Source organism: Salicola sp. AFF1, assembly GCF_056783195.1.
Genome location: NZ_JBXAYL010000007.1, coordinates 139,802 through 159,536, shown reverse-complemented (window position 1 = coordinate 159,536; position 19,735 = coordinate 139,802). Strand labels below are relative to the sequence as shown.

21 protein-coding genes are annotated in these 19,735 nt (G+C 62.1%); 6 read left to right on the top strand and 15 right to left on the bottom strand.

The genetic code is table 11. The features are described from left to right. Positions 1 to 106 precede the first annotated feature (106 nt). From AC1RQI_RS06840 to AC1RQI_RS06780, 13 genes are all read right to left on the bottom strand, one after another. Positions 107 to 991 carry a glycosyltransferase family 2 protein gene (locus AC1RQI_RS06840; RefSeq protein ID WP_481904149.1) on the bottom strand — a complete coding sequence of 295 codons (885 nt, stop codon included), beginning with the start codon at positions 989 to 991 and terminating at the stop codon, positions 107 to 109. After that, positions 988 to 2,475 carry a 2-methylcitrate dehydratase gene (prpD, locus tag AC1RQI_RS06835; protein WP_481904148.1) on the bottom strand — a complete coding sequence of 496 codons (1,488 nt, stop codon included), beginning with the start codon at positions 2,473 to 2,475 and terminating at the stop codon, positions 988 to 990. The genes AC1RQI_RS06840 and prpD overlap by 4 nt, the downstream gene beginning before the upstream one ends. Positions 2,476 to 2,605: 130 nt before the next feature. Then, complete coding sequence (gene prpC, locus AC1RQI_RS06830; protein ID WP_481904147.1) at positions 2,606 to 3,730, bottom strand: bifunctional 2-methylcitrate synthase/citrate synthase; 1,125 nt, start codon at positions 3,728 to 3,730, stop codon at positions 2,606 to 2,608. Positions 3,731 to 3,767: 37 nt separating this feature from the next. Next, positions 3,768 to 4,649 carry a methylisocitrate lyase gene (prpB, locus tag AC1RQI_RS06825; protein WP_481904146.1) on the bottom strand — a complete coding sequence of 294 codons (882 nt, stop codon included), beginning with the start codon at positions 4,647 to 4,649 and terminating at the stop codon, positions 3,768 to 3,770. A gap of 78 nt (positions 4,650 to 4,727) precedes the next feature. Next, complete coding sequence (murB, locus tag AC1RQI_RS06820; protein WP_481904145.1) at positions 4,728 to 5,765, bottom strand: UDP-N-acetylmuramate dehydrogenase; 1,038 nt, start codon at positions 5,763 to 5,765, stop codon at positions 4,728 to 4,730. Further along, positions 5,762 to 6,247, bottom strand: a complete 486-nt coding sequence (locus AC1RQI_RS06815) for a low molecular weight protein-tyrosine-phosphatase (RefSeq protein ID WP_416634429.1) — start codon at positions 6,245 to 6,247, stop codon at positions 5,762 to 5,764. Before AC1RQI_RS06815 ends, murB begins: the two co-directional genes overlap by 4 nt. A 6-nt stretch (positions 6,248 to 6,253) precedes the next feature. After that, positions 6,254 to 7,036, bottom strand: coding sequence for a 3-deoxy-manno-octulosonate cytidylyltransferase (gene kdsB, locus AC1RQI_RS06810; RefSeq protein ID WP_416634428.1), 783 nt, complete (start codon positions 7,034 to 7,036; stop codon positions 6,254 to 6,256). 12 nt (positions 7,037 to 7,048) lie between these two features. Then, the gene (locus AC1RQI_RS06805) at positions 7,049 to 7,240 is read right to left on the bottom strand and encodes a Trm112 family protein (protein ID WP_416634427.1); all 192 of its coding nucleotides are present in this window, start codon (positions 7,238 to 7,240) and stop codon (positions 7,049 to 7,051) included. Then, on the bottom strand, positions 7,233 to 8,315 hold the full coding sequence (gene lpxK / locus AC1RQI_RS06800) for a tetraacyldisaccharide 4'-kinase (RefSeq protein ID WP_481904144.1): 1,083 nt from the start codon (positions 8,313 to 8,315) through the stop codon (positions 7,233 to 7,235). Before lpxK ends, AC1RQI_RS06805 begins: the two co-directional genes overlap by 8 nt. Continuing rightward, positions 8,275 to 10,035, bottom strand: a complete 1,761-nt coding sequence (gene msbA, locus AC1RQI_RS06795; protein WP_416634425.1) for a lipid A export permease/ATP-binding protein MsbA — start codon at positions 10,033 to 10,035, stop codon at positions 8,275 to 8,277. The genes lpxK and msbA overlap by 41 nt, the downstream gene beginning before the upstream one ends. Next, a complete protein-coding gene (locus AC1RQI_RS06790) occupies positions 10,025 to 10,453 on the bottom strand; it encodes an ExbD/TolR family protein (protein WP_481904143.1) in 429 nt (142 codons plus the stop codon). The genes msbA and AC1RQI_RS06790 overlap by 11 nt, the downstream gene beginning before the upstream one ends. Further along, positions 10,450 to 11,085: a MotA/TolQ/ExbB proton channel family protein gene (locus AC1RQI_RS06785; RefSeq protein ID WP_416634423.1), complete on the bottom strand. Its 636-nt coding sequence runs from the start codon at positions 11,083 to 11,085 to the stop codon at positions 10,450 to 10,452. The genes AC1RQI_RS06790 and AC1RQI_RS06785 overlap by 4 nt, the downstream gene beginning before the upstream one ends. A gap of 36 nt (positions 11,086 to 11,121) precedes the next feature. Beyond that, positions 11,122 to 13,188, bottom strand: coding sequence for a ComEC/Rec2 family competence protein (locus AC1RQI_RS06780; protein WP_481904142.1), 2,067 nt, complete (start codon positions 13,186 to 13,188; stop codon positions 11,122 to 11,124). 53 nt (positions 13,189 to 13,241) lie between these two features. On the opposite strand from AC1RQI_RS06780, the gene AC1RQI_RS06775 reads away from it, so the two are divergent. Continuing rightward, positions 13,242 to 13,775 (top strand): DUF2062 domain-containing protein, encoded by a 534-nt coding sequence (locus AC1RQI_RS06775; RefSeq protein ID WP_481904141.1) that lies wholly within the window; start codon positions 13,242 to 13,244, stop codon positions 13,773 to 13,775. On the opposite strand, the gene AC1RQI_RS06770 is transcribed toward AC1RQI_RS06775, so the two are convergent. After that, entirely contained in the window at positions 13,756 to 14,445 is a 690-nt protein-coding gene (locus AC1RQI_RS06770; RefSeq protein WP_481904140.1) for an ABC transporter ATP-binding protein, read from the bottom strand. The genes AC1RQI_RS06775 and AC1RQI_RS06770 overlap by 20 nt on opposite strands. After that, positions 14,438 to 15,679: a lipoprotein-releasing ABC transporter permease subunit gene (locus AC1RQI_RS06765; protein ID WP_481904139.1), complete on the bottom strand. Its 1,242-nt coding sequence runs from the start codon at positions 15,677 to 15,679 to the stop codon at positions 14,438 to 14,440. Before AC1RQI_RS06765 ends, AC1RQI_RS06770 begins: the two co-directional genes overlap by 8 nt. A gap of 94 nt (positions 15,680 to 15,773) precedes the next feature. On the opposite strand from AC1RQI_RS06765, the gene AC1RQI_RS06760 reads away from it, so the two are divergent. The 5 genes from AC1RQI_RS06760 (at position 15,774) to AC1RQI_RS06740 (ending at position 19,728) form a co-directional block, all read left to right on the top strand. Then, positions 15,774 to 16,370 carry a PilZ domain-containing protein gene (locus AC1RQI_RS06760; protein WP_416634418.1) on the top strand — a complete coding sequence of 199 codons (597 nt, stop codon included), beginning with the start codon at positions 15,774 to 15,776 and terminating at the stop codon, positions 16,368 to 16,370. A 74-nt stretch (positions 16,371 to 16,444) separates the two neighbouring features. Continuing rightward, positions 16,445 to 16,822, top strand: a complete 378-nt coding sequence (locus AC1RQI_RS06755) for a hypothetical protein (protein ID WP_481904138.1) — start codon at positions 16,445 to 16,447, stop codon at positions 16,820 to 16,822. A gap of 50 nt (positions 16,823 to 16,872) precedes the next feature. Then, positions 16,873 to 17,916: an agmatine deiminase family protein gene (locus AC1RQI_RS06750; protein ID WP_481904137.1), complete on the top strand. Its 1,044-nt coding sequence runs from the start codon at positions 16,873 to 16,875 to the stop codon at positions 17,914 to 17,916. Then, the gene (locus tag AC1RQI_RS06745) at positions 17,909 to 18,811 is read left to right on the top strand and encodes a carbon-nitrogen hydrolase (RefSeq protein ID WP_481904136.1); all 903 of its coding nucleotides are present in this window, start codon (positions 17,909 to 17,911) and stop codon (positions 18,809 to 18,811) included. The genes AC1RQI_RS06750 and AC1RQI_RS06745 overlap by 8 nt, the downstream gene beginning before the upstream one ends. Next, a complete protein-coding gene (locus tag AC1RQI_RS06740; protein WP_416634414.1) occupies positions 18,811 to 19,728 on the top strand; it encodes an AAA family ATPase in 918 nt (305 codons plus the stop codon). Before AC1RQI_RS06745 ends, AC1RQI_RS06740 begins: the two co-directional genes overlap by 1 nt. Positions 19,729 to 19,735 lie beyond the last annotated feature (7 nt).

The window sequence follows — 19,735 nt, the reverse complement described above, 5'->3', positions numbered from 1 at the left end:
CCTGTGGCCCTCCAGCAGTGCCCCCTGAATACTGTCGGGCTCACTCAAGCTCCCTGTAGCCAGCCCAGGACGCCGGGTGCCACCAACACAGGCCAGCGGGCCGCCACTATCTCAGGACCACAGAAAGGAGCTGTTTCCAGGCACGGGGCCATAAGGGGCGATACATGAGAGCCCGGGAAGCCGAGGCCAGCGCCTCGCCCGAATCCTCGCTGGCCCGGGAGCGCCGGCAATGGAAAGTGGCGAGGCAGCGGCGCGCAAAGCGGGCTGGAACCGCTCCCCGAAAGTTTTCGAGCGCGTACGTCATCGCCTCGCCCCGTGATTCAGCAACAGGATCCAGGCTCATCGGCAGCGTCCCTTCAGCGGGATAGACGCAGACCGGGTCAAGACTACCTGCGGCGGGCTCGAAAGCGGCCTGATGGGCCAACCACAACAGCAACGCGTGGTCATTGCTCAGGACAAAACGCATGCCGGTCTTTTCCAGGGAGCGCATAACGCGGCGCGGGATCAGCAGTGCCGACAGAGGAAACCTGGGTTCCTCGAACAGATTCCGCACCATTGTGGCATGCTGAAGGGTGCCCGGCAGGGTTCGCACGGTGCCGCCCTCCCCGTCCAGGATTTGGGTGGGCGCATAGATCACGCTGCGGGGCTCCGCTGCCTCTCTTGAGCGTGCCAACAGGTTCTCAAGAAAATCATTGGGCCAACCCGTCTGGGGGTCCGCCCAGGCCACATAGTCACCGCGTACCTTCTGGAGCGCCTGCCGCCGGCCTACGGCACGATCCGTCGCCTCCACCGACAGGACCCGCACCCGTTCACTGGACTGGGCCCAAGACGATAGTCGATCCAGGGTATCGTCCGTGGAATCACAGTCCACGGCGATCAATTCCCAGTCCGTCAGGGTCTGGGCCTGCAGGCTACGGAGCACCGGCTCCAGCCACTCAGAGCGGTTAGCGGTGACCAGTAGCACGCTCACCCTTGGTGATTGCTCACTCAACACCCTTCAAACAGGTCCATGAACTCGTTGACCGGTGTATTGTCGAGCGTCTTCTGGTCCGTACAGAGGTTGAAGATCCGCTCGGAGCGCTTCTGGGTGAAGCGGGTTGCCAGGTTGTTGCGGAATTTCTGTTCCAGCAGCGGAATGCCCTCCTTACGACGGCGGCGATGGCCAATGGGGTATTCCACCGCCACATTCTCGGTGCTGGAGCCATCCTTGAAGAACACCTGGACCGCGTTCGCGATTGAGCGCTTGTCCTCTTCCAGATACTCGCGGCTGTAGCGTTCGTCTTCCTGGACTTCCATCTTGCCCCGGATCTCGTCAATGATCGGGTTGTTGGCGTGGAAGTCATCCTCGTAGTGCTCGGCCGTCAGGTTACCGAAGATCAGCGGCACGGCGGTCATGTACTGCAGGCAGTGGTCACGGTCCGCCGCGTTGGCGAGGTTGCCCTCCTTGGAGATGATGCGGATGGCCGATTCGTGGGTGGTGATCACGACCCGATCGATCTCATCCAGCCGGTCCTTGACCTGCGGATGCAGGGTGACAGCGGCTTCGGCGGCGGTCTGGGCGTGGAATTCGGCCGGGAAGGAGATCTTGAACAGGACGTTCTCCATCACGTAACTGCCGAATTCCTGGGGCAGCTTGAACTGGCGCTCGCCTTCGGGCTTGATCTGCTGGTCACGGTTGGTCTTGCTGAACAGAACGTCGTAGAAACCCCACTGCGGCGCGCTCAGTGCGCCCGGGATGCCCATTTCCCCGCGCTTGGCGATGTCGGCCAGGCGTACGGCACGGGAGGTGGCGTCGCCCGCGGCCCAGGACTTGCGGGAACCGGCGTTGGGCGCATGGCGGTAGGTACGCAGGGACTGGCCGTCAACCCAGGCGTGGGAGAGCGCGGCCATGATCTCTTCACGGTTGCAGCCCATGAGCTTGGCAGTCACAGCGGTTGAGGCCACTTTCACGAGGACCACATGGTCCAGGCCAACCCGGTTGAAGGAGTTTTCCAGCGCGAGCACGCCCTGGATTTCGTGGGCCATGATCATGCCCTCAATCACGTCGCGCATGGTCAGCGGGTCTTTGCCCTCGACAACACGCTTCTGCGAGAGGTGATCGGCGATGGCGAGGATGCCCCCGAGGTTGTCCGAGGGGTGGCCCCATTCGGCGGCGAGCCAGGTGTCGTTGTAGTCCAGCCAGCGGATGATGCAGCCAATGTCCCAGGCGGCTTTGACCGGATCCAGGCGGAAGGGAGTGCCGGGGACGCGCGCGCCGTTAGGGACCTGGGTGCCTTCAACAAGGGGCCCCAGGTGCTTGGTGCATTCAGGAAAACGCAGGGCCAAAAGGCCGCAGCCAATGGTGTCCATCAGGCAGTTGCGGGCGGTATCCAGGGCTTCCTGGCTCTCGATCCGGTAGTTGAGGACGTAATCGGCGGTTTTCTGGATGATGTCGTCGTAGTCCGGGCGGACGTTGGATTCTACGTTGGCGCTCATGAGTTTGCCTCTATGTTTCCTGTCTGGATTGTTGAATCAGTTGCAGGAATCAGACGAGAGGGGCGACCGAGCGTCCCGGTAAGCAGTCCCTCACGCCTGATTCGTCCAGGCGTGTCAGTACGGAAGGAAACTACCGCTCGTCGATCGGCAGCCACTCCTGGTGTTCCGGGCCGGTGTAGTCGGCGCTCGGGCGGATGATGCGGTTGTTGGCGCGTTGTTCCTTCACATGAGCCGTCCAGCCGGCGACTCGGGACATCAGGAAGATGGGCGTAAACAGCTTGGTCGGGATGCCCATGAAGGAGTAGGCGGAGGCGTGGAAGAAGTCGGCATTGGGGAAGAGTTTCTTCTCGCGCCACATGACTTCCTCACAGCGTTCGGAGATATCAAAGAGGCTGGTATCGCCGTAATCCTCCGCCAGGGTACGGGACCATTTCTTGATGATGGCATTGCGCGGGTCGGCGTCGCGGTAGACGGCGTGGCCGAAGCCCATGATCTTGTCCTTGCGCTCCAGCATGCCCATGAGCTTTTGCTCGGCATCGTCGGGATCGTTGAAGCGTTCGATCATCTCCATCGCCGCCTCGTTGGCGCCCCCATGCAGTGGACCACGCAGACTGCCGATGGCGCCGGTCACGCATGAGTGGATATCCGAGAGCGTGGAGGCGCACACCCGGGCCGTGAAGGTGGACGCATTGAACTCATGCTCGGCGTATAGGATGAGCGAGACGTTCATTACATCCGCGTGCAACTGGCTGGGCTTACGGCCGTGGAGCATATGCAGGAAGTGGGAGCCGATGGTGTTGTCATCCAGGTCGGTCTCAATGCGTTCGCCGAAGTGGCTGTACCGGTACCAGTAACAGATCACCGCCGGCAGCGCCGCCAACATGCGATCGATGTGCTCATCCTGCTCGTCAAACCTCGTCTCGGTCTCGAGGTTACCCAGCATGGAGCAGCCCGTCCGCATCACGTCCATCGGATGCGCGTCAGCCGGAATGCGCTCCAGCACTTCCTTCAGCGTCTCCGGCAGGTGGCGCTTACCGGCCAGGCGCTTGGTGTAGGCCTCCAGCTCTTGCCGGTTGGGCAGATGGCCGTGAACCAGCAGGTGCGCTACTTCCTCAAACTGGGCATTGTTCGCCAGATCCGTGATGTCATAGCCGCGGTAGTTGAGGCCGGTACCGCTCTTGCCCACGGTACACAGCGCGGTTTCGCCCGCAACCTGGCCACGCAGGCCGCTGCCGCCGAGTGATTTATCGCTCATGGTTCTGTCCTCTCACCTGTCGTACTGACTGTGGTTCCTATTTGTTCTGCTCAAATAGGTCATCGAGCTTCGCCTCGAACTCGTGGTAATCGAGGAAATCGTAGAGCTCATCCCGGGTCTGCATCTGATCCACAACGGCCTTCTGGTCGCCGTCATCCAGGATGTGCTGGTAAACATTCAACGCCGCCTTGTTCATGGCGCGGAAGGCGCTAAGCGGGTAGAGCACCATGCCTACGCCCACCTCGGCCAGTTCCTCCCGGTTGAACAGGGGCGTTTTTCCGAATTCGGTGATATTGGCCAGAACAGGCACATCCAGAGCCTCGACAAAGGCCCGGTAGTCTTCAAGATCCGCTACCGCTTCCGCAAAAATAGCATCCGCTCCCGCCTGCACACAGGCCTGGGCGCGGTCGATCGCGGCATCACGGCCTTCCTGAGCGAAGGCATCGGTCCGGGCAATGATGAAGAAATCCGGATCCTGGCGGGCGTCCGCCGCTGCCTTGATGCGGTCCACCATCTCGGCCTTGGAAACGATTTCCTTGTTGGGGCGATGGCCGCAGCGCTTCTGGGCAACCTGGTCCTCCAGATGAATGGCGGCAACGCCAGCGCGTTCCATCTCACGGATGGTGCGGGCAATGTTGAGCGCCCCGCCCCACCCTGTATCAATGTCCACCAGCAACGGCAGGCTCGAAGCCGCAGTAATCCGGCGCGCATCCTCGAGCACATCGTTCATGGTGGTCATTCCCAGGTCCGGGAGGCCGAAAGAGGCGTTGGCCACCCCGCCGCCGGAGAGGTAGATCGCGCTGTGGCCGCTCTTTTCAGCCATGATGGCGGTATACGCATTGATCGCGCCGACTATCTGGAGCGGCTGGTTGCTGAGGGCGTCGCGGAAACGTTTGCCGGGAGAGCGGGAATCTGTCATCAAAGCACCTGCTGTCTTGGATCTGTTTTCAGAACGGTGTCAACATGGAATAGTCGAGACTCAGCGCACAGCTGTCAATCACCCACCGTTTCCAATCAACCTGGGTTCAACCTCCAGCGCCACCCCGAAACGGGCCCATACGTCGCCGCGGATGCGCTCTGCCAGTCCCAGCAGTTCCTTCCCCGTCCCGTTGCCGTGATGGATCAGCACCAATGCCTGTTTGGAATGGACCCCAACGTGGGCCTCCCTGTGCCCTTTCCAGCCACACTGCTCGATCATCCACCCGGCCGCCAGCTTCAGCCCTCCCGGATCCGGATAGGCGATGAGCCCGGGAAAGTGGCTCCTGAGCGATTCCCCTGTTGCCTGGTCCACCACCGGGTTCTTGAAGAAGCTACCGGCGTTAGGCAACACCGCTGGATCGGGAAGCTTGGCGCGACGAATCCGGCTGACCAGGGTAGCAACAGCATCCGGGGTCAGCTCCTGCTGCGGTTGTTCATAGGTGCCAGCTTCCCGCGCCAGCTCACCGTAATCCAGCCGGAACGCCGCCGTTCGGGAAAGACGCACACGCACGCGAACAATGATGAAACGCTCGGGATCCCGCTTGAACAGACTGTCGCGATAGCCGAAATCACAGACTTCCGGTCCCAGGGTGCGGAAACATCCCTCCCGCCGATCCCAGGCATCCAGGCTCTCAAACACATCGCTCAACGCCCGGCCATAGGCGCCGATGTTCTGGATGGGCGCCGCGCCCACGGTTCCCGGAATCAGCGCCAGGTTTTCCAGCCCTCGATAACCGGTGGCGGCCGTGTAACGGACCACGGCATCCCAGTCCTCACCTGCTCCCAGTGTGAGCACTGCCTGGTCTTCATCCAGTACCTGCCAGTGCCGTTCCTGGATGGCCATCCCCAGCACCAGCCCCTCAATATCCGAGCGCAGCACCACGTTGCTGCCCCCACCAAGCACCTGAACCGGCAGCTGCTGTGCCTCTGCCCACTCCAGCAGCCCGGGCAACGCTTCCGGGTCCACAACGCGGGCATACCATGTGGCGCGGCCGGGCAACCGGAGGGTGTTACGTGGTTGCAGGTCGACTGCCTGTTCAACCAGCCCCTGGTTCATAGGCCGTGCCGCGACCGCAAGTCGGCAAGCAGACCCTCGCTGGCATCCGTGATCAGATCCAGAACCCTGGCGAAGCCGGATTCACCGCCGTAGTAGGGATCCGGCACCTCCTCGGTATCCGCGTGGCGCGCATAGCTGAGAAGCAGTTCCACCGGCGCTTCCGCGTTGGGTGGCGCCATGGCACGCAGATCCGTCAGGTTAGCGTGATCCATCGCCAGAATGTAATGAAACGTGTAAAAGTCCTCCAGCCCCACCTGGCGTGCCCTTTGATGGGTAAGATCAATGCCGCGCTGGCGGGCGGCCTCGGTGGCCCGCGGATCCGGGGACTTGCCAACATGCCAATGCCCGGTGCCCGCGGAGTCGAGCTGGATACGGTCCTGTAGCCCGAGCTCTTCAAGTTGCTTCGCAAACACGCCCTGAGCCGTGGGCGAGCGGCAGATGTTGCCGAGACACACAAACAGAATGGAAACCGGTTGCGTCATAGTGCGTCACTCCTGATGTAGAGGGGGGCCGGCGAGGCACGCGCGGACCCGCTCCAGATCCGCTTCTGTATCCACACCCGCCGGCGGGGTCTGTTCCGCAATGCCGACCTGGATCCTGGCGCCGTGCCACAAGGCACGCAGCTGCTCCAGCGACTCTGCCTGTTCCAGAGGGGCCGGCTGCCACCCAACAAACTGGTGCAGCAGGCTGACCCGGTAGGCATAAAGGCCAATATGGCGGTACCAGCCAGCCGATGCCGGCACCTGTTCAGGGCGGCGCACCCCTTCGAACGTTGCCCGGTCCCAGGGAATAGACGCGCGGGAGAAATAGAGCGCCCGCCCTTGCGCATCCATAACGACCTTCACGGTGTTCGGGTTGAACAGCTCATCCGGGTCGGTAATGGGTTCGCTGAGCGTGGCAATAGCAGCCTCAGGGGCGCCCTCGAGCAACCCGGCCACCTGGTTGATCAGCCCGGCGGGCAGCAACGGTTCGTCACCCTGAACATTGACCATAATGGCTTCGCCGTCCAGCGCCAGGCTTGAGGCAACCTCCTGGAGGCGATCCGTGCCCGAGGGATGATCCCCCCGCGTCATAACGGCCTCGCCGCCAAAGCCATGGACCACGTCCGCAATCTCTTGGGAGTCCGTTGCGATGATCACCCGCTCTGCGTCGCTCTCTGCCGCTCGATCCCAGACGTGGCGGATCATGGGGTGGCCACCAATGTCCGCCAGCGGTTTTCCGGGCAGGCGGCTGGAGGCATAGCGTGCCGGGATGACGACGGTAAAGGCCATGGCGGGCTCCGTTCAGCGTACCGGCGTAAGCCGTTCGTCAGTGGTGAGGGTGCGGGCCTGCTCGGGCAGCATAACCGGTATGCCCTCGCGGATGGGAAATGCCATGGCGTCATTGCGGCAAATGAGTTCCTGCGCCTCGGCGTCGTAAATGAGCTTACCGTGGCACACGGGGCAGGCAAGCAATGCGATCTGACGTTTATCCATGGGGTCTATCCTTCCCAGGCTGTTCAAGCTGTTGGTCCAGTGCGGCAACCAGTGCGTCGTCCGGTCGGGCGATCACGTCCAGAACCCAGACGTCCTCACTGGCAATTGCGCGGCATTTTACGCCATCCTTGGCCGTCATCACGACCGGTCCATGGGAAAACGCCAGTTCGCCCGCGCGAAAACGGTGATGATCGTCAAATGGGTGGGGAATCACGCTGGCCCCGAGTCCATCCAGCGTATCAAAGAACCGCGCCGGGTTCCCTATGCCGGCCACCCCATTCACTACACGCCCCTGCAGCCACGTCAGGCTCCGGCTCTCACCACTTTGGAGATTGCGCAGCCCCTGGGGCACCAGCGTTACCCTGTGCAAGGGATGAGCACCTGGGAGCCCATCTCGAAAGGAAGCATGCTCCGGTTCACCGGTCACCAGACAGAAGTCCACGGCGTCCAGACGTTGCAGCGGTTCCCGCAGCGGCCCGACCGGTAACAGGGTGCCATTGCCAATGCCACGGGCACCATCAAAGATACAGAACTCCAGCGTCCTGCCCAGGGCATAGTGCTGGAGGCCGTCGTCACAGACCAGCACATCCCCCAGCTGTTGCTGTTCTGCATAAACCGCTGCCCGTGCCCGTTCGGGGTCTACAAGCACAGGAACGCCGGTCTGCTGGGCCAGCATCACCGGCTCATCGCCACAGGTTTCAGGATCGGAATCCGGACCGACGAGGCAGGGACAGTGCTCCGGTTTGGCACCGTAGCCCCGACTGAGAATAACCGGGCGCCAGCCGGCTGCTGCCAGGTGCGCCACCAGCCAGGCGGTAAAGGGGGACTTGCCGGTACCACCGACGGTGATGTTACCCACAACCAACACCGGCAACGGGGAATGGTGGACGTGGCGGTGGCCGTTCCGGTAGGCCTGCCAACGCTGTTTGACCAGCCGCCCGTACAACCATGCCAGGGGTTTAAGCCAGGCCAGCGGGCGCCTGTCGCTATACCAGAGGCGTTGCAGTGTCTCCCCCATACCCCCGGTCCGGTGCTCAGGCGTCTTCGGAAAATTGCAGGCGATGCAGTGCCGCATAGGCGCCACCTTGTGCCAACAATTGCTGGTGACTGCCGATTTCCACCAAGCGCCCACCGTCCATGACAGCGATGCGGTCCGCGGACTCGATGGTGGAAAGCCGATGGGCGATCACCAGTGTGGTGCGCCCTGCCATGACCTCCTCCAGCGCTTCCTGGATATGGCGCTCGGATTCCGTATCCAGCGCGGATGTGGCTTCGTCCAGGATCAGGATGGGCGCGTCCTTGATCAGGGCCCGTGCAATCGCCAGACGCTGACGCTGCCCTCCCGAAAGCAACACGCCGTTATCTCCCACCATGGTGTCGAAGCCATCCGGCAGGTTCTCAATGAACGACAACGCATGGGCCTTGCGCGCCGCTTCCCGGATGGATTCCCGGCTGGCTCCGCTCATCTCGCCATAGGCGATGTTGTTGGCAACGGTATCGTTGAACAGCACCACATTCTGGGTAACCAGCGCGATCTGGCGCCTCAATGCCTCAAGCGTAAAATCGCCGACCGACACATGATCAATCCGGATATCACCATGGGTCAGCTCGTAAAAGCGGGGGATCAAGCTCACCAGGGTGGACTTGCCGCTGCCCGAGCGCCCCACAAGGGCCAGGGTCTCACCCGGCGCCACGTTCAGATCAACCCCCTGAAGCACGTACTCGCTCTGGGCCTGGTAATGGAACCAGAGGTTCTCGAAATCGATCCGGCCATCAACCCGTCCCGGATCCCAGGTGCCGGTATCCGCTTCTGCCGGATAATCAATGCTCTCAAAAATACTCTGGGAGGCCGCGATGCCCTTCTGGATCTTGGCATGGACCGACGTCAACTGACGGACCGGCTTGGCCATGGTTGAGGCAGCGGTAATGAACGCCACGAACTGGCCCGTGGTCATGGCTCCCTGGAACTCAGGAGACAGCGCCACCCAGATCAGGCACCCGATTGCCAGCGAGACCAGCACCTGGACCACCGGTGTGCTGATGGCCTGGGTCTTGGCCATTTTCAGGCTCTGGCGCAGATTATCCCGGCTCACCCGGCGGAAACGGTCTGACTCCCGCCCGGCACCCCCGAAGGTACGCACTACCCGATAGCCCGTGATGGCTTCCGAGGAAACATGGGTCACATCGCCCATGGAATACTGGATGCGGCGGCTGATGCGGCGGAAGCGGCGGCTCACATAACTGATGATCCAGCCGATGAGCGGGCCCACTGCCAGGAACAGCAACGTCAGTTTCCAGTTCGTATAGAACATGAACCCGAGCAGCCCAACCACCGTCAGCCCCTCCCGCAGGATTATGGTCAGGGCCTGTGTCGCGGCATCCGTGACCTGCTCGATGTTGAAGGTGATCTTCGAGACCAGGTGGCCGGAGGACGTCTGGTCAAAGAACCTTGAAGGTACGCGCATCAGGTGGTCGAACACCTGAACCCGCATGACATTGACGATATTCCGGCCCACATAGTTCATGTAATACTTGCTGAAGAAGAACCCGATGCCCCGGATGGTGAACACACCGATAATGAGCAATGGCAGGAAACGGCGATTCTCCGGAGTGGGATTCTGCAGTGCCTCGATCACGAATTCCATGGACCAGGCCATGGCCGTGGAGGCTCCAGCATAGACGGCGTTACCCAGGGTGGCCACGGCAAAGGCCACCCAGAACGGAATCGCGTACCGCAGGAGTCGTCTGTACACCTGCCAGTTGGTCAGGTCTGTGATACCGGCGTCATCCGCCATTGGCGTCGGGACTGCTCTGGGTGCTGATACTCAGGCCGGTGAAGCCGAGGCTGCCCGCCACGTCCATGGCACGTACAACCAGTTCGTGGCGAGCGTCGGCATCGGCGGTGATAATAAACGGAAGGTCGGTGTTACCGTCGGCCACCGCCTGCACCCGTTCTTTCAGGGATTGGCGCGCAACGTCATTGAGGCGTTCCCCGTTGACCGAGAAGACCCCATCCGCGCTGACTTCAACCTCGACCCGCTCCGGTTGCTCCTGAGCCTCGGTGCCCTCGGCTTCGGGAAGGTCGATCTGGAGCTCCGTCTCACGTGTGAAGGTGGTCGATACCATGAAAAAGATCAGCAGCAGGAAGACCACATCGATCAGCGGCGTGAGGTTAACGGAAACCTCCTGTTGCGCCTGACGCCGGAATTTCACGACTCACTGCCCTCGTCAACCACGATGTCACGATCCCCGTGCACCACTTCGACCAGCTTCATTGCTTCCTGCTCCATGTTCACCACCATTTCATCCACACGGCGGATGAAAAAGCGATGAAAGATCAGGGCCGGAATGGCCACGCTCAGGCCTGCGGCTGTGGTGATCAGGGCCTCGGAAATGCCACCGGCGAGGACGCCGGGGTCGCCCACACCCGCCAGCTGGATCTGGGAGAAGACCTTGATCATGCCAATAACGGTGCCCAGAAGGCCCAGAAGCGGCGTTATGACCGCGATCGTCCCCAACGGATTCAGGAAACGCTCAAGGTCATGGACCACCTGGGCCGCCTCATGCTCAATGCTTTCTTTCATGATGTCGCGGCCATGCTTGGCATTATTGAGCCCCACAGCCATGATCCGCCCGAGCGGCGACGACTCCTGAATCGCCTTGAGGCGGCGCGAATTCAGTTCCTTTTTCTTGATCAGCCGCCAGAGTTCGTTGGTGGTCGACGCTGGGGCCACACGGCTGACACGCAATGCGTAGAACCGCTCAATAATGATGGCCAGCGCCAGTATGGAACAGATCAACAGCGGAATCATGATGAATCCGCCAGGCCTCAGAAGCTCGAGCACACGCCTTCTCCATGCTGTTGAACAAGCGCCAATACTCTAGCACAGGCGCGCCTTCTGGCCACAATCCCGCGCACTCTCAATACGCCAACCAGAGCTTTCGGGCAGTAAGCGAAGCTCCCCTGTATGGGGCGTGAACAGTACCGCTGTATCCGCTTGCCTGTAACGTTGGAGCGCGGGCGCTCCGGTCTCCCCCTGATACCAATCCGCTGGCACCATCACCGAAAACTCCGGCGACACCGCCTCAATGAAACCAAGCTGCGAGGAACGCCCCCGCCCCGCGCGTGGCGCCGTCAGGATGTCGGTTTCCTGGGCGCCCGCCAGTTGTTGCAGGAGGCGACGCTCGCCATGGCGGTCCACCGGCCCCGTCAGCAATGCCGTCCGGGCTCCACTGGTCAGCCGCAGGCTGCAACGGCCTTGCGTGGGCAGGCCACGCAGCGACACACGATCCAATGGCAGATTGACGGTAGATGCGCATGCGCTCGCCTCAATGACATTCTGGATCGCCGGCAACCGCGGAGAACGCCAATGCCGCGCCACATCCATCCCGGGGTCCCCCAGAATCAGATAGTCAATCGGCCCGTAGGACAGTGCATCCAGCCATGGTCCGATCCGGTCACGGGTAACCTCGCGGGTTAAAGAACCCGCTTGCCGTCCATCGAAAAGCACGGTGTGCCCGCCGTCGCGGATCAGCACGACAGTCCCGCCCATACCGTCTGGTATCCGGAGCTCAGGCCCATCAGCTTCCGGCTCCGCCATGTCATGCGGCATCAGGGAGGCCAGAGCCAGAACGCACGCCGCCAGCAAACGATAGGGCCACCCAAGTGGCAGCAGCGTACACAACACCAGCGCGGCGCCCAGCACCGCAATACCAAAGGAAGGCACCGGCAACTCAAAGGCCCCCAGCTGGGCCCATCCAAGAAAGGACCATAGAACGGTCATCGCCAGATCCACTCCTGGAGCAACCCAGCTGGCGGATACCGGGTGACACAACGCGAAGGGGGCGGCCACCAGAAGAACCGGCATTACAACCATGGATACCCAGGGAATGGCGACCAGGTTCACCGCAAACGCAACACCCGCAGGGGCCATACCATGCCAAAGCAGCAGCGGAGCCAGGCCGGCCACGACAGCAGCCTGAGCCATAACCAGTCCGCGGGCCACACCGGGCGCCCGCAAGCGGGCACCCAGCCCCAGTATAAGGCAGGCGACCGCCCCAAAGGACAGCCACAGGCCGGGGCTCCACAAGGCCCTGGGTTCCAGTGCCACAACCACCGCCAACGCCAGGAGCCAACCGTCCCAGAGCCGCCACTGGCGGCCAGAGGCCAGCATCCAGCCCGCCACGACCACCATGACCAGCGCCCGCTGGGTAGGCACGGTAAAACCAGCCAGGAGGGCGTAGCTGCCGGCCGCAAGCCCCACCAGCAGCAACGCGGACAGACGCCCCAGCGCGGGGCGGCGGTGAGCCATTCGGGTAGCGGGCACCCCCAGGGCCAGCCCGGCAATCGCCGCCACCAGCCCCACATGCAGCCCGGAAATGGCCACCAGATGCTGGGTCCCCGTGGCCTCAAGCCGGCGCCAGTGCTCTGTCCGCAAGCCCGCCCTGCTGCCCAGCAGCAGGGCCTCCACCAGTTCTGGGTGACGCAAGCCCGCCAAATGGTTTTCCAGGCGCTGGATCAGCGCGATACGAGCACTGTGGTAATGGCAGACCACCCCGCATAACGCCGGGGCCGGCTCAAGCTGCCGGACGGTGGCGACAGCGCCGATGCGCTCACGCCACAGCCAACGTTCATAACCACCGCCCCCCGCATTCAGCGGTGCACGCGGCGCTCGCAGGCGGGCCTCCACCCGCAGCCCCCCAGTAATCCGGTGGCGAGAGGCCTCCCCAGCCAGCGTGAGCCTGATCCGGTGGGGCAATGAGTCCTCGCTCCCAACCGTGCAGAGAACAAAGGCCAGCCGTCCGCCACCCGTTGCCTGTGCGGGCTCACAGACATAACCTGAAATCTCAACAGCTTCCGAGCCCGCTTTCAGGCTGGAGGGTGGCTGCCCCCCCAGCCATTCCATTAAGATAAGCACCAATATCAGCGCCAGCATCCCTGTGCGCATTACACCCTTCCCTGTCACACGGCATTTTCACTCGGATGAGGTAAGCTTCATTCATGGACAGACGTTTTTTCAAGCGCCTCATCCCTCATCCGGATCAGGTTCGCCGTATACGTGCCTTGCATTTTCTCGGCGAGATCCTGCATGAGCCCAACCTGTGGCACATCAACCGGCACTCGGTCTCCAGGGCGCTTCTGCTCGGGATTTTCTGGTGCATGGTGCCTATGCCCTTCCAGAGCATTCCGGCCGCGATGACGGCCATCTGGTTCAATGCCAACCTGCCATTAACCCTGGTCACTGTTTGGATCAGCAATCCCTTGACCATGGGCCCGATGCTCTATGCCGGCTATGCGATGGGGGTTCTGGTACTCGGTCGCCCCGAGGAAGCCGACCGGTTCCAGTTCAGCTGGGAATGGTTCAGCGCTCGCGTGATCGAGGTCGGTATTCCCCTTTACATGGGCTCGCTGATTCTGGGCCTTATCTTCTCCCTGAGTGCCTATCTCGTCATCCAGCAGTTATGGCGCCGGCGGGTGCGGCAACGCTGGCGACAGCGCAAACGAGAACGCGACGTCAGGAACGGGCCGCACTGAGCCCACCATGATCCAGGCGCATCACACGCCCCATCCCCTGGGCCAATTCAGGATCATGGCTTACCACCACGAAGGCTGAGTCCAGCTGCTCATTGAGCTCGCGCATCAGTGCCTGAATGCGTTCGCCCGTGTCATCGTCCAGATTACCGGTGGGCTCATCCATCAGGACGCAGCGTGGCTCATTGACCAGCGCGCGGGCGATGGCTACCCGCTGGCGCTCCCCACCGGACAGCTCCGAGGGCTTATGCCTCAGCCTTTCACCAAGACCAACCCGCTCCAGCAGGTCCTGGGCCTTTGCCCTGGCCTGGCGGGGATTGAAGTTGCCCAAGGCCGCTGGCAGAGCGACATTGTCCAGCGCGCTGAATTCCGCCAGCAAATGATGGAACTGGTACACAAACCCAAGGGTCCGGTTGCGGAACCGGCAACGCTCGCGCTCGCGCATGCCATGGATGTCCTCCCCGTCAATCCAGACCTCGCCCTCGCTGGGCCGATCCAGGCCACCAAGCATGTTAAGCAGCGTCGTCTTGCCGGAACCGGAGCTGCCCACAATCGCCAGCGTCTCCCCCGGAGCCACGCTCAGGGTCACGTCCGAGAAAACGCGAAGCGTATCGCGACCTTCCTGGTAGGTCTTGGCCAGGTTGCTGCACTGGATGATCGGTGTCTCACTCATAACGCAGGGCCTCCGCTGGCTGGACCCGGGAGGCGCGCCACGCCGGGTATATAGTGGCAAGCAGGCTCATGGCCAGGCCCGCACCGCCCACGATCAACACGTCATTGAGCTGGAGCTCGGACGGCAGATAACTGATGAAATAAACATCCGCGCTCAGGAACTGCATGCTCAATACACTCTCAATCCATCCGATGACACTGCTGATATTGAGCGCCAGCAGCACGCCCAGGCCGGTACCGATCAGGGTACCTCCCACGCCAATCACACCGCCCTGAATGATGAACACGGCCATGATGCCGCGCGGGGTCATTCCCATGGTCCGGAGAATGGCGATGTCCGCGGTTTTATCCGTTACGACCATGACCAGTGCTGACACGATGTTGAACGCGGCGACAGCCACGATGAACATCAACAACAGCCCAATCATCGTCTTTTCCATCTGGATGGCCTGGAACAGGTTGCCGTGAGTCTGGGTCCAGTTCATGGTGCGATACGAACCGGGCAGCGACCGGGCAATACGGTTGGCCACCATGGGAGCCTGAAACAGCTTATCCACCTGAATCCGTAGCCCCTGGGCACGATCCTCGAGACGCAGCAGCTTGCCAGCGTCCTTGTAGTGGATCAGCGTATACCGGCTGTCCAGTTCCGCCCCAACACTGAAAGTACCCACCAGGGTGAAACGCTTGAGCCGGGGCAGCACCCCGGCAGGAGAAACCGACGCTTCAGGCAGCACCACGGTAACCCGGTCCCCCAGGCGGATGCCCAGACGCCTTGCCAGCGCCTCGCCAAGAATGATGCCGAACTCGTTGGGCCGTAGATCCGACAGGCTGCCATGGGTCATGTGCTGCTCGATAATCGATACGTCGGGCTCATGTTCCGGATCAACGCCATTGATCATGGCCCCGTGAACCTCTCCCCTGCCGGTCAGCATGCCCTGCGCCTGTGAGTACGGTGCCACCCCGGTCACATGAGGGTTGGCTTCAACCACGCTGGCCACGTCGCGCCAATCCGCCATACCCTCCGTGCTCTGAATCACCGCGTGAGGCACCATGCCCAGGATCCGTTCGCGCAACTCCCGGTCAAACCCGTTCATCACCGAGAGCACCGTGATCAGCACCATGACCCCCAGGATCAGGCCCAGCATGGACACCAGCGAAATGAACGAAATGAAATGGTTACGGCGCTTGGCGGCGGTGTAACGAAGGCCGATGAAAACGGAAAGGGGTTTGAACATAAATGACTACCGGAATCCTTGGGGCAGGTCGGCCGCACCTGCACTGTGATGAATCACTGTTACACTCAGGAAGATGGGATCCAGGAGAAACGTTATGCCAAAAGAGCACGATCCCGAGCGTCGCCAGTTCTATCGCATCGAAGACCGCGTGGGCCTCGAATGCCGTCAACTCGAGGGCGAACCGACGGCTCCCCCGGAAACCCTCTTCGAGGGCGGTGAAACCTTGCCACTGGAGGAGGAATTACGCCGGCACGATGCGGAGATCCGGCACCAGATCGGCCTGCTTTCGGAAAGCGATCGGGTTCTCTCCCAACTTGCCCGTGCCCTGAACGATAAGCTCGACACGATGGCGCGGATTATGACCTTTCACCATAATCCGTTGCAAGACAGTGACTGGGTTAACGTAACCCTCTCTGAAGGCGGGCTGTCTTTCATCACCACGGAACCGGTTCCAGAGGCTGAATCGCTGATGGCGTTGCGGCTGACGCTGATGCCCGAGCTGAGCCAGGTAGCCGCCTATGCCCGCGTGGTCTCTACGGATACAACCGAGGAGGGAACACGCTTGCATCTACGGTTCCATAACATGGAGGATACCGAACGCCAGCAGATTGCCCGCCATGTGCTCAGGATCCAGGCCCGGGAACGCCAACAAGCACGTCAACGCCGGGAAATCGGCGGGGAGACGCCCTGACTCGACGCAGCCTGCTGGTACGCTATAGTGGGAAAAACACTCAAGGATTACCGAGTCTGACCGGAACCATAATCATGCGCACACTCAAAACTTGGAAGGTTTATCGCTGGCTGGCCCCGATCACAATGCTACCGCTGGTGGCGTCCACGGTCGCCGCTGAGTCAATGGCCGCCCCTGATTCCGACGCGGACAATGCGCGCGCTCAGGAGCAACAAAAGACCCAACGCACCACCCAACCCCTAAGCCTCAAGATCCAGCAGGAAGAAGGGGTACGGACACCTCGCCGCGGTGAGCACATGGACTCCGTCCAGAGCCGCTTCGGTGACCCTCAATCCCGCCAGGGCCCAGTGGGGGAGCCGCCGATCACGCGCTGGCACTACCCGGATTTTGTCGTCGTCTTCGAGAATGAATGGGTTATTGATAGCGTTGTCGAGCCTGACAGCGTCCAGTGACCCCGATATCGTCTCGTGCTCAGAGTGCATAACCGGAGGTCCCCGGAACCGTGAGCCGTTTCCGTCTTGTCGCCGAATGGGCGGCCCAGGGCGCTGTTCTGATGGCATGGCCACCGCGGCTTTCCGACTGGGCCGCCCTGGCGGAACAGGCCGAGCCCGCCTTCGCCGCCATCGCACGAGCGATCCTGGCCGATCAGGATCTGATTCTCTGCGTTAACAGTCCTGAACAAGCCCCTGAAATACGGGAAAAGATCTGCTCTCCAACGGATCAGGGTCAACTCCACATCCAGTTCGTTGGCATCAATGATACCTGGGCCCGGGACTTTGGCCCCCTGACCCTCAGCGATGGCACAGAAACACGATTACTGGACGCGACCTTCAATGGCTGGGGCAACAAGTTCCCGGCCGAGCAGGACAATGCGGTCAACGGTACACTCCATGCGCGGGGCGCCCTGGGCAAGCTGCCCATGGAAACCGACTCAATGGTGGTCGAGGGCGGCGCGCTTGAAACGGACGGTCTGGGCACGCTGCTGGTGAACCGTCACTGCGTTCTCAACCCGAACCGTGGCAACCCTCAGCCCACCGACGAGCGATTGGCGCAATGGTTCCGCCAGCGGCTGGGCGCGGAGCGCATCCACTGGCTGGACCACGGCCATCTTCAGGGCGATGATACCGATGGCCACATTGATACCCTGGCCCGGTTTACGGCAGCTGATCATATTGTCTATCAGGGCTGTGAGCAGCCTGATGACACGCACTACACGGAGCTCCAGGCAATGGCCCGGGAGCTGTCGCAACTCAGGGACGCCGGTGGCCACCCCTACCAGCTCACCGCCCTTCCCTGGCCGGATCCGGTCCACGACCAGGCGGGCGAGCGACTGCCGGCCACATACGCGAACTTCCTGATCACCAATCATGCCGTGCTCGTGCCATGTTATGACGTCCCCCAGGACGATGAAGCATGCCGAATCCTGGCAGACTGTTTCCCCGAACGCCGGGTTCAAGGCATCCTGTGCCGCCCCCTGCTCCATCAGGGCGGAAGCCTCCATTGCCTGACCATGCAGCTGCCACCAGGAGCCAGGCCCCATGGGTAATCAACGCGCATTCACCGCCGCCGCCGTTCAGCAAAGCTGTGGCCCGGACCGCGAGGCCAACCTGGCACATTCCGCGCACCTGATCGAGGATGCCGCTCAGCGCGGAGCGGACCTGGTCGTCCTTCAGGAGCTCCATACCGGCCCCTACTTCTGTCAGGAGGAGGCCACGGACGTCTTCGACCACGCCGAGTCCATCCCCGGTCCAACCACCCGGTTTCTGGGCGAACTGGCCGCCGAGCTGGGTGTAGTGATTGTGGGTTCGGTGTTTGAGAAGCGCATGGTGGGCGTCCACCACAATACCGCCGTGGTACTGGACCGCGACGGCAGTCTGGCGGGTCGTTACCGCAAGATGCACATCCCGGACGATCCCGGCTTTTACGAAAAGTTCTATTTCACCCCGGGGGACGCCTGTCCCGATGCCTTCCGGCCCATCCGCACCTCACTGGGCCGGCTGGGCGTCATGGTGTGCTGGGATCAATGGTACCCGGAAGCCGCCCGTCTGATGGCACTGGCAGGCGCCGAAGTGCTGATCTATCCCACAGCAATCGGCTGGGATCCGGCGGATGAGACGGGAGAACAGGAACGCCAGCTGGATGCCTGGATAACCGTCCAGCGTGGCCATGCCATTGCCAATAACCTGCCTCTGATCGCCCCCAACCGGCATGGATTCGAGGCGGCTCCGGATGGCTCCGGCGAGGGTATTCAGTTCTGGGGCAACAGCTTCATCTGCGGCGGGCAGGGCGAATGGCTGGCGCGCGCCGATGCCGAAGGCGATGAGATCATTCTGGCAACTCTCGACCCTGATCGCACTGATGCCCTGCGCCGTATCTGGCCTTACCTGCGGGATCGCCGTGTGGATGCCTACGACCAACTGACCCATCGCGTGAGGGACTGATGCGCACCGCCGACCTGCTCCAGCAAACCGCCGACCAGCTCAACCGCGTTCTTCTGGGCAAGCAGAACCAGGTGCGGCTGGCCCTGTGCTGCGTACTGGCCCAGGGGCACCTGCTGATCGAGGACATTCCGGGGATGGGCAAGACGACCCTTTCCCATGCACTCTCGGCAACCCTTGGACTCAGCTACAACCGGGTTCAGTTCACCAGCGACCTGATGCCAGCGGACCTTCTCGGCTTCTCCATGTACGACAAGGAAGCAGGCGACCTGGTTTTTCACCCCGGCCCGATCTTCGCTCAGGTCATTCTCGCGGACGAGATCAACCGCGCCTCACCCCGAACCCAGAGTGCCCTTCTCGAGGCCATGGAAGAACGGCAGGTTTCCATTGAAGGGGAAACCCGGGCGCTGCCCGAGCCCTTCTTTGTCATTGCCACCCAGAACCCGCTCGACCAGCGCGGCACATTCCCGCTTCCGGAGAGCCAGCTGGACCGCTTCCTGATGCGACTGACGCTGGGGTATCCGGACGAACGCGCCGAACGCGAGCTGCTTCTGGGCCAGGACCGTCGCCACATGACTTCCGAGCTGGCCTCCCTGCTGTCACCGGACTCGCTCCAGCGCATGCAGAGCCTGCTGCCCCAGATCCGTGTTTCCGACGCCCTTCTTGATTACGTCCAGCGCCTATTGGCTTACAGCCGGGACATTCCGGGCGTCCTTTATGGCCTGTCGCCAAGGGCGGGCCTGGGCCTGCTGCGGGCCGCCCGCGCCTGGGCACTGCTGGAGGGCCGTGGCCACGTCCTCCCGGACGACGTCCAGGCCGTGCTCCCCAACGTGGTTGAGCACCGGCTCGTGGATGACCACCACAACCGCCAGGAAATGCTCTCACAACAGATCCTGCGTGACGTGCCCGTGATTGTGTAGCGCCGCC

Excerpts from the sequence above, each read along its gene's own strand:
- prpB (WP_481904146.1), bottom strand. The coding sequence starts at position 4,649 with ATGACAGATTCCCGCTCTCCCGGCAAACGTTTCCGCGACGCCCTCAGC.
- msbA (WP_416634425.1), bottom strand. The coding sequence starts at position 10,035 with ATGGCGGATGACGCCGGTATCACAGACCTGACCAACTGGCAGGTGTAC.
- AC1RQI_RS06740 (WP_416634414.1), top strand. The coding sequence starts at position 18,811 with ATGCGCACCGCCGACCTGCTCCAGCAAACCGCCGACCAGCTCAACCGC.
- AC1RQI_RS06760 (WP_416634418.1), top strand. The coding sequence starts at position 15,774 with ATGCCAAAAGAGCACGATCCCGAGCGTCGCCAGTTCTATCGCATCGAA.
- lpxK (WP_481904144.1), bottom strand. The coding sequence starts at position 8,315 with ATGCGGCACTGCATCGCCTGCAATTTTCCGAAGACGCCTGAGCACCGG.
- prpC (WP_481904147.1), bottom strand. The coding sequence starts at position 3,730 with ATGAGCGATAAATCACTCGGCGGCAGCGGCCTGCGTGGCCAGGTTGCG.
- prpD (WP_481904148.1), bottom strand. The coding sequence starts at position 2,475 with ATGAGCGCCAACGTAGAATCCAACGTCCGCCCGGACTACGACGACATC.
- kdsB (WP_416634428.1), bottom strand. The coding sequence starts at position 7,036 with ATGGCCTTTACCGTCGTCATCCCGGCACGCTATGCCTCCAGCCGCCTG.
- murB (WP_481904145.1), bottom strand. The coding sequence starts at position 5,765 with ATGAACCAGGGGCTGGTTGAACAGGCAGTCGACCTGCAACCACGTAAC.
- AC1RQI_RS06775 (WP_481904141.1), top strand. The coding sequence starts at position 13,242 with ATGGACAGACGTTTTTTCAAGCGCCTCATCCCTCATCCGGATCAGGTT.
- AC1RQI_RS06745 (WP_481904136.1), top strand. The coding sequence starts at position 17,909 with ATGGGTAATCAACGCGCATTCACCGCCGCCGCCGTTCAGCAAAGCTGT.
- AC1RQI_RS06755 (WP_481904138.1), top strand. The coding sequence starts at position 16,445 with ATGCGCACACTCAAAACTTGGAAGGTTTATCGCTGGCTGGCCCCGATC.
- AC1RQI_RS06765 (WP_481904139.1), bottom strand. The coding sequence starts at position 15,679 with ATGTTCAAACCCCTTTCCGTTTTCATCGGCCTTCGTTACACCGCCGCC.
- AC1RQI_RS06805 (WP_416634427.1), bottom strand. The coding sequence starts at position 7,240 with ATGGATAAACGTCAGATCGCATTGCTTGCCTGCCCCGTGTGCCACGGT.
- AC1RQI_RS06815 (WP_416634429.1), bottom strand. The coding sequence starts at position 6,247 with ATGACGCAACCGGTTTCCATTCTGTTTGTGTGTCTCGGCAACATCTGC.
- AC1RQI_RS06780 (WP_481904142.1), bottom strand. The coding sequence starts at position 13,188 with ATGCGCACAGGGATGCTGGCGCTGATATTGGTGCTTATCTTAATGGAA.
- AC1RQI_RS06770 (WP_481904140.1), bottom strand. The coding sequence starts at position 14,445 with ATGAGTGAGACACCGATCATCCAGTGCAGCAACCTGGCCAAGACCTAC.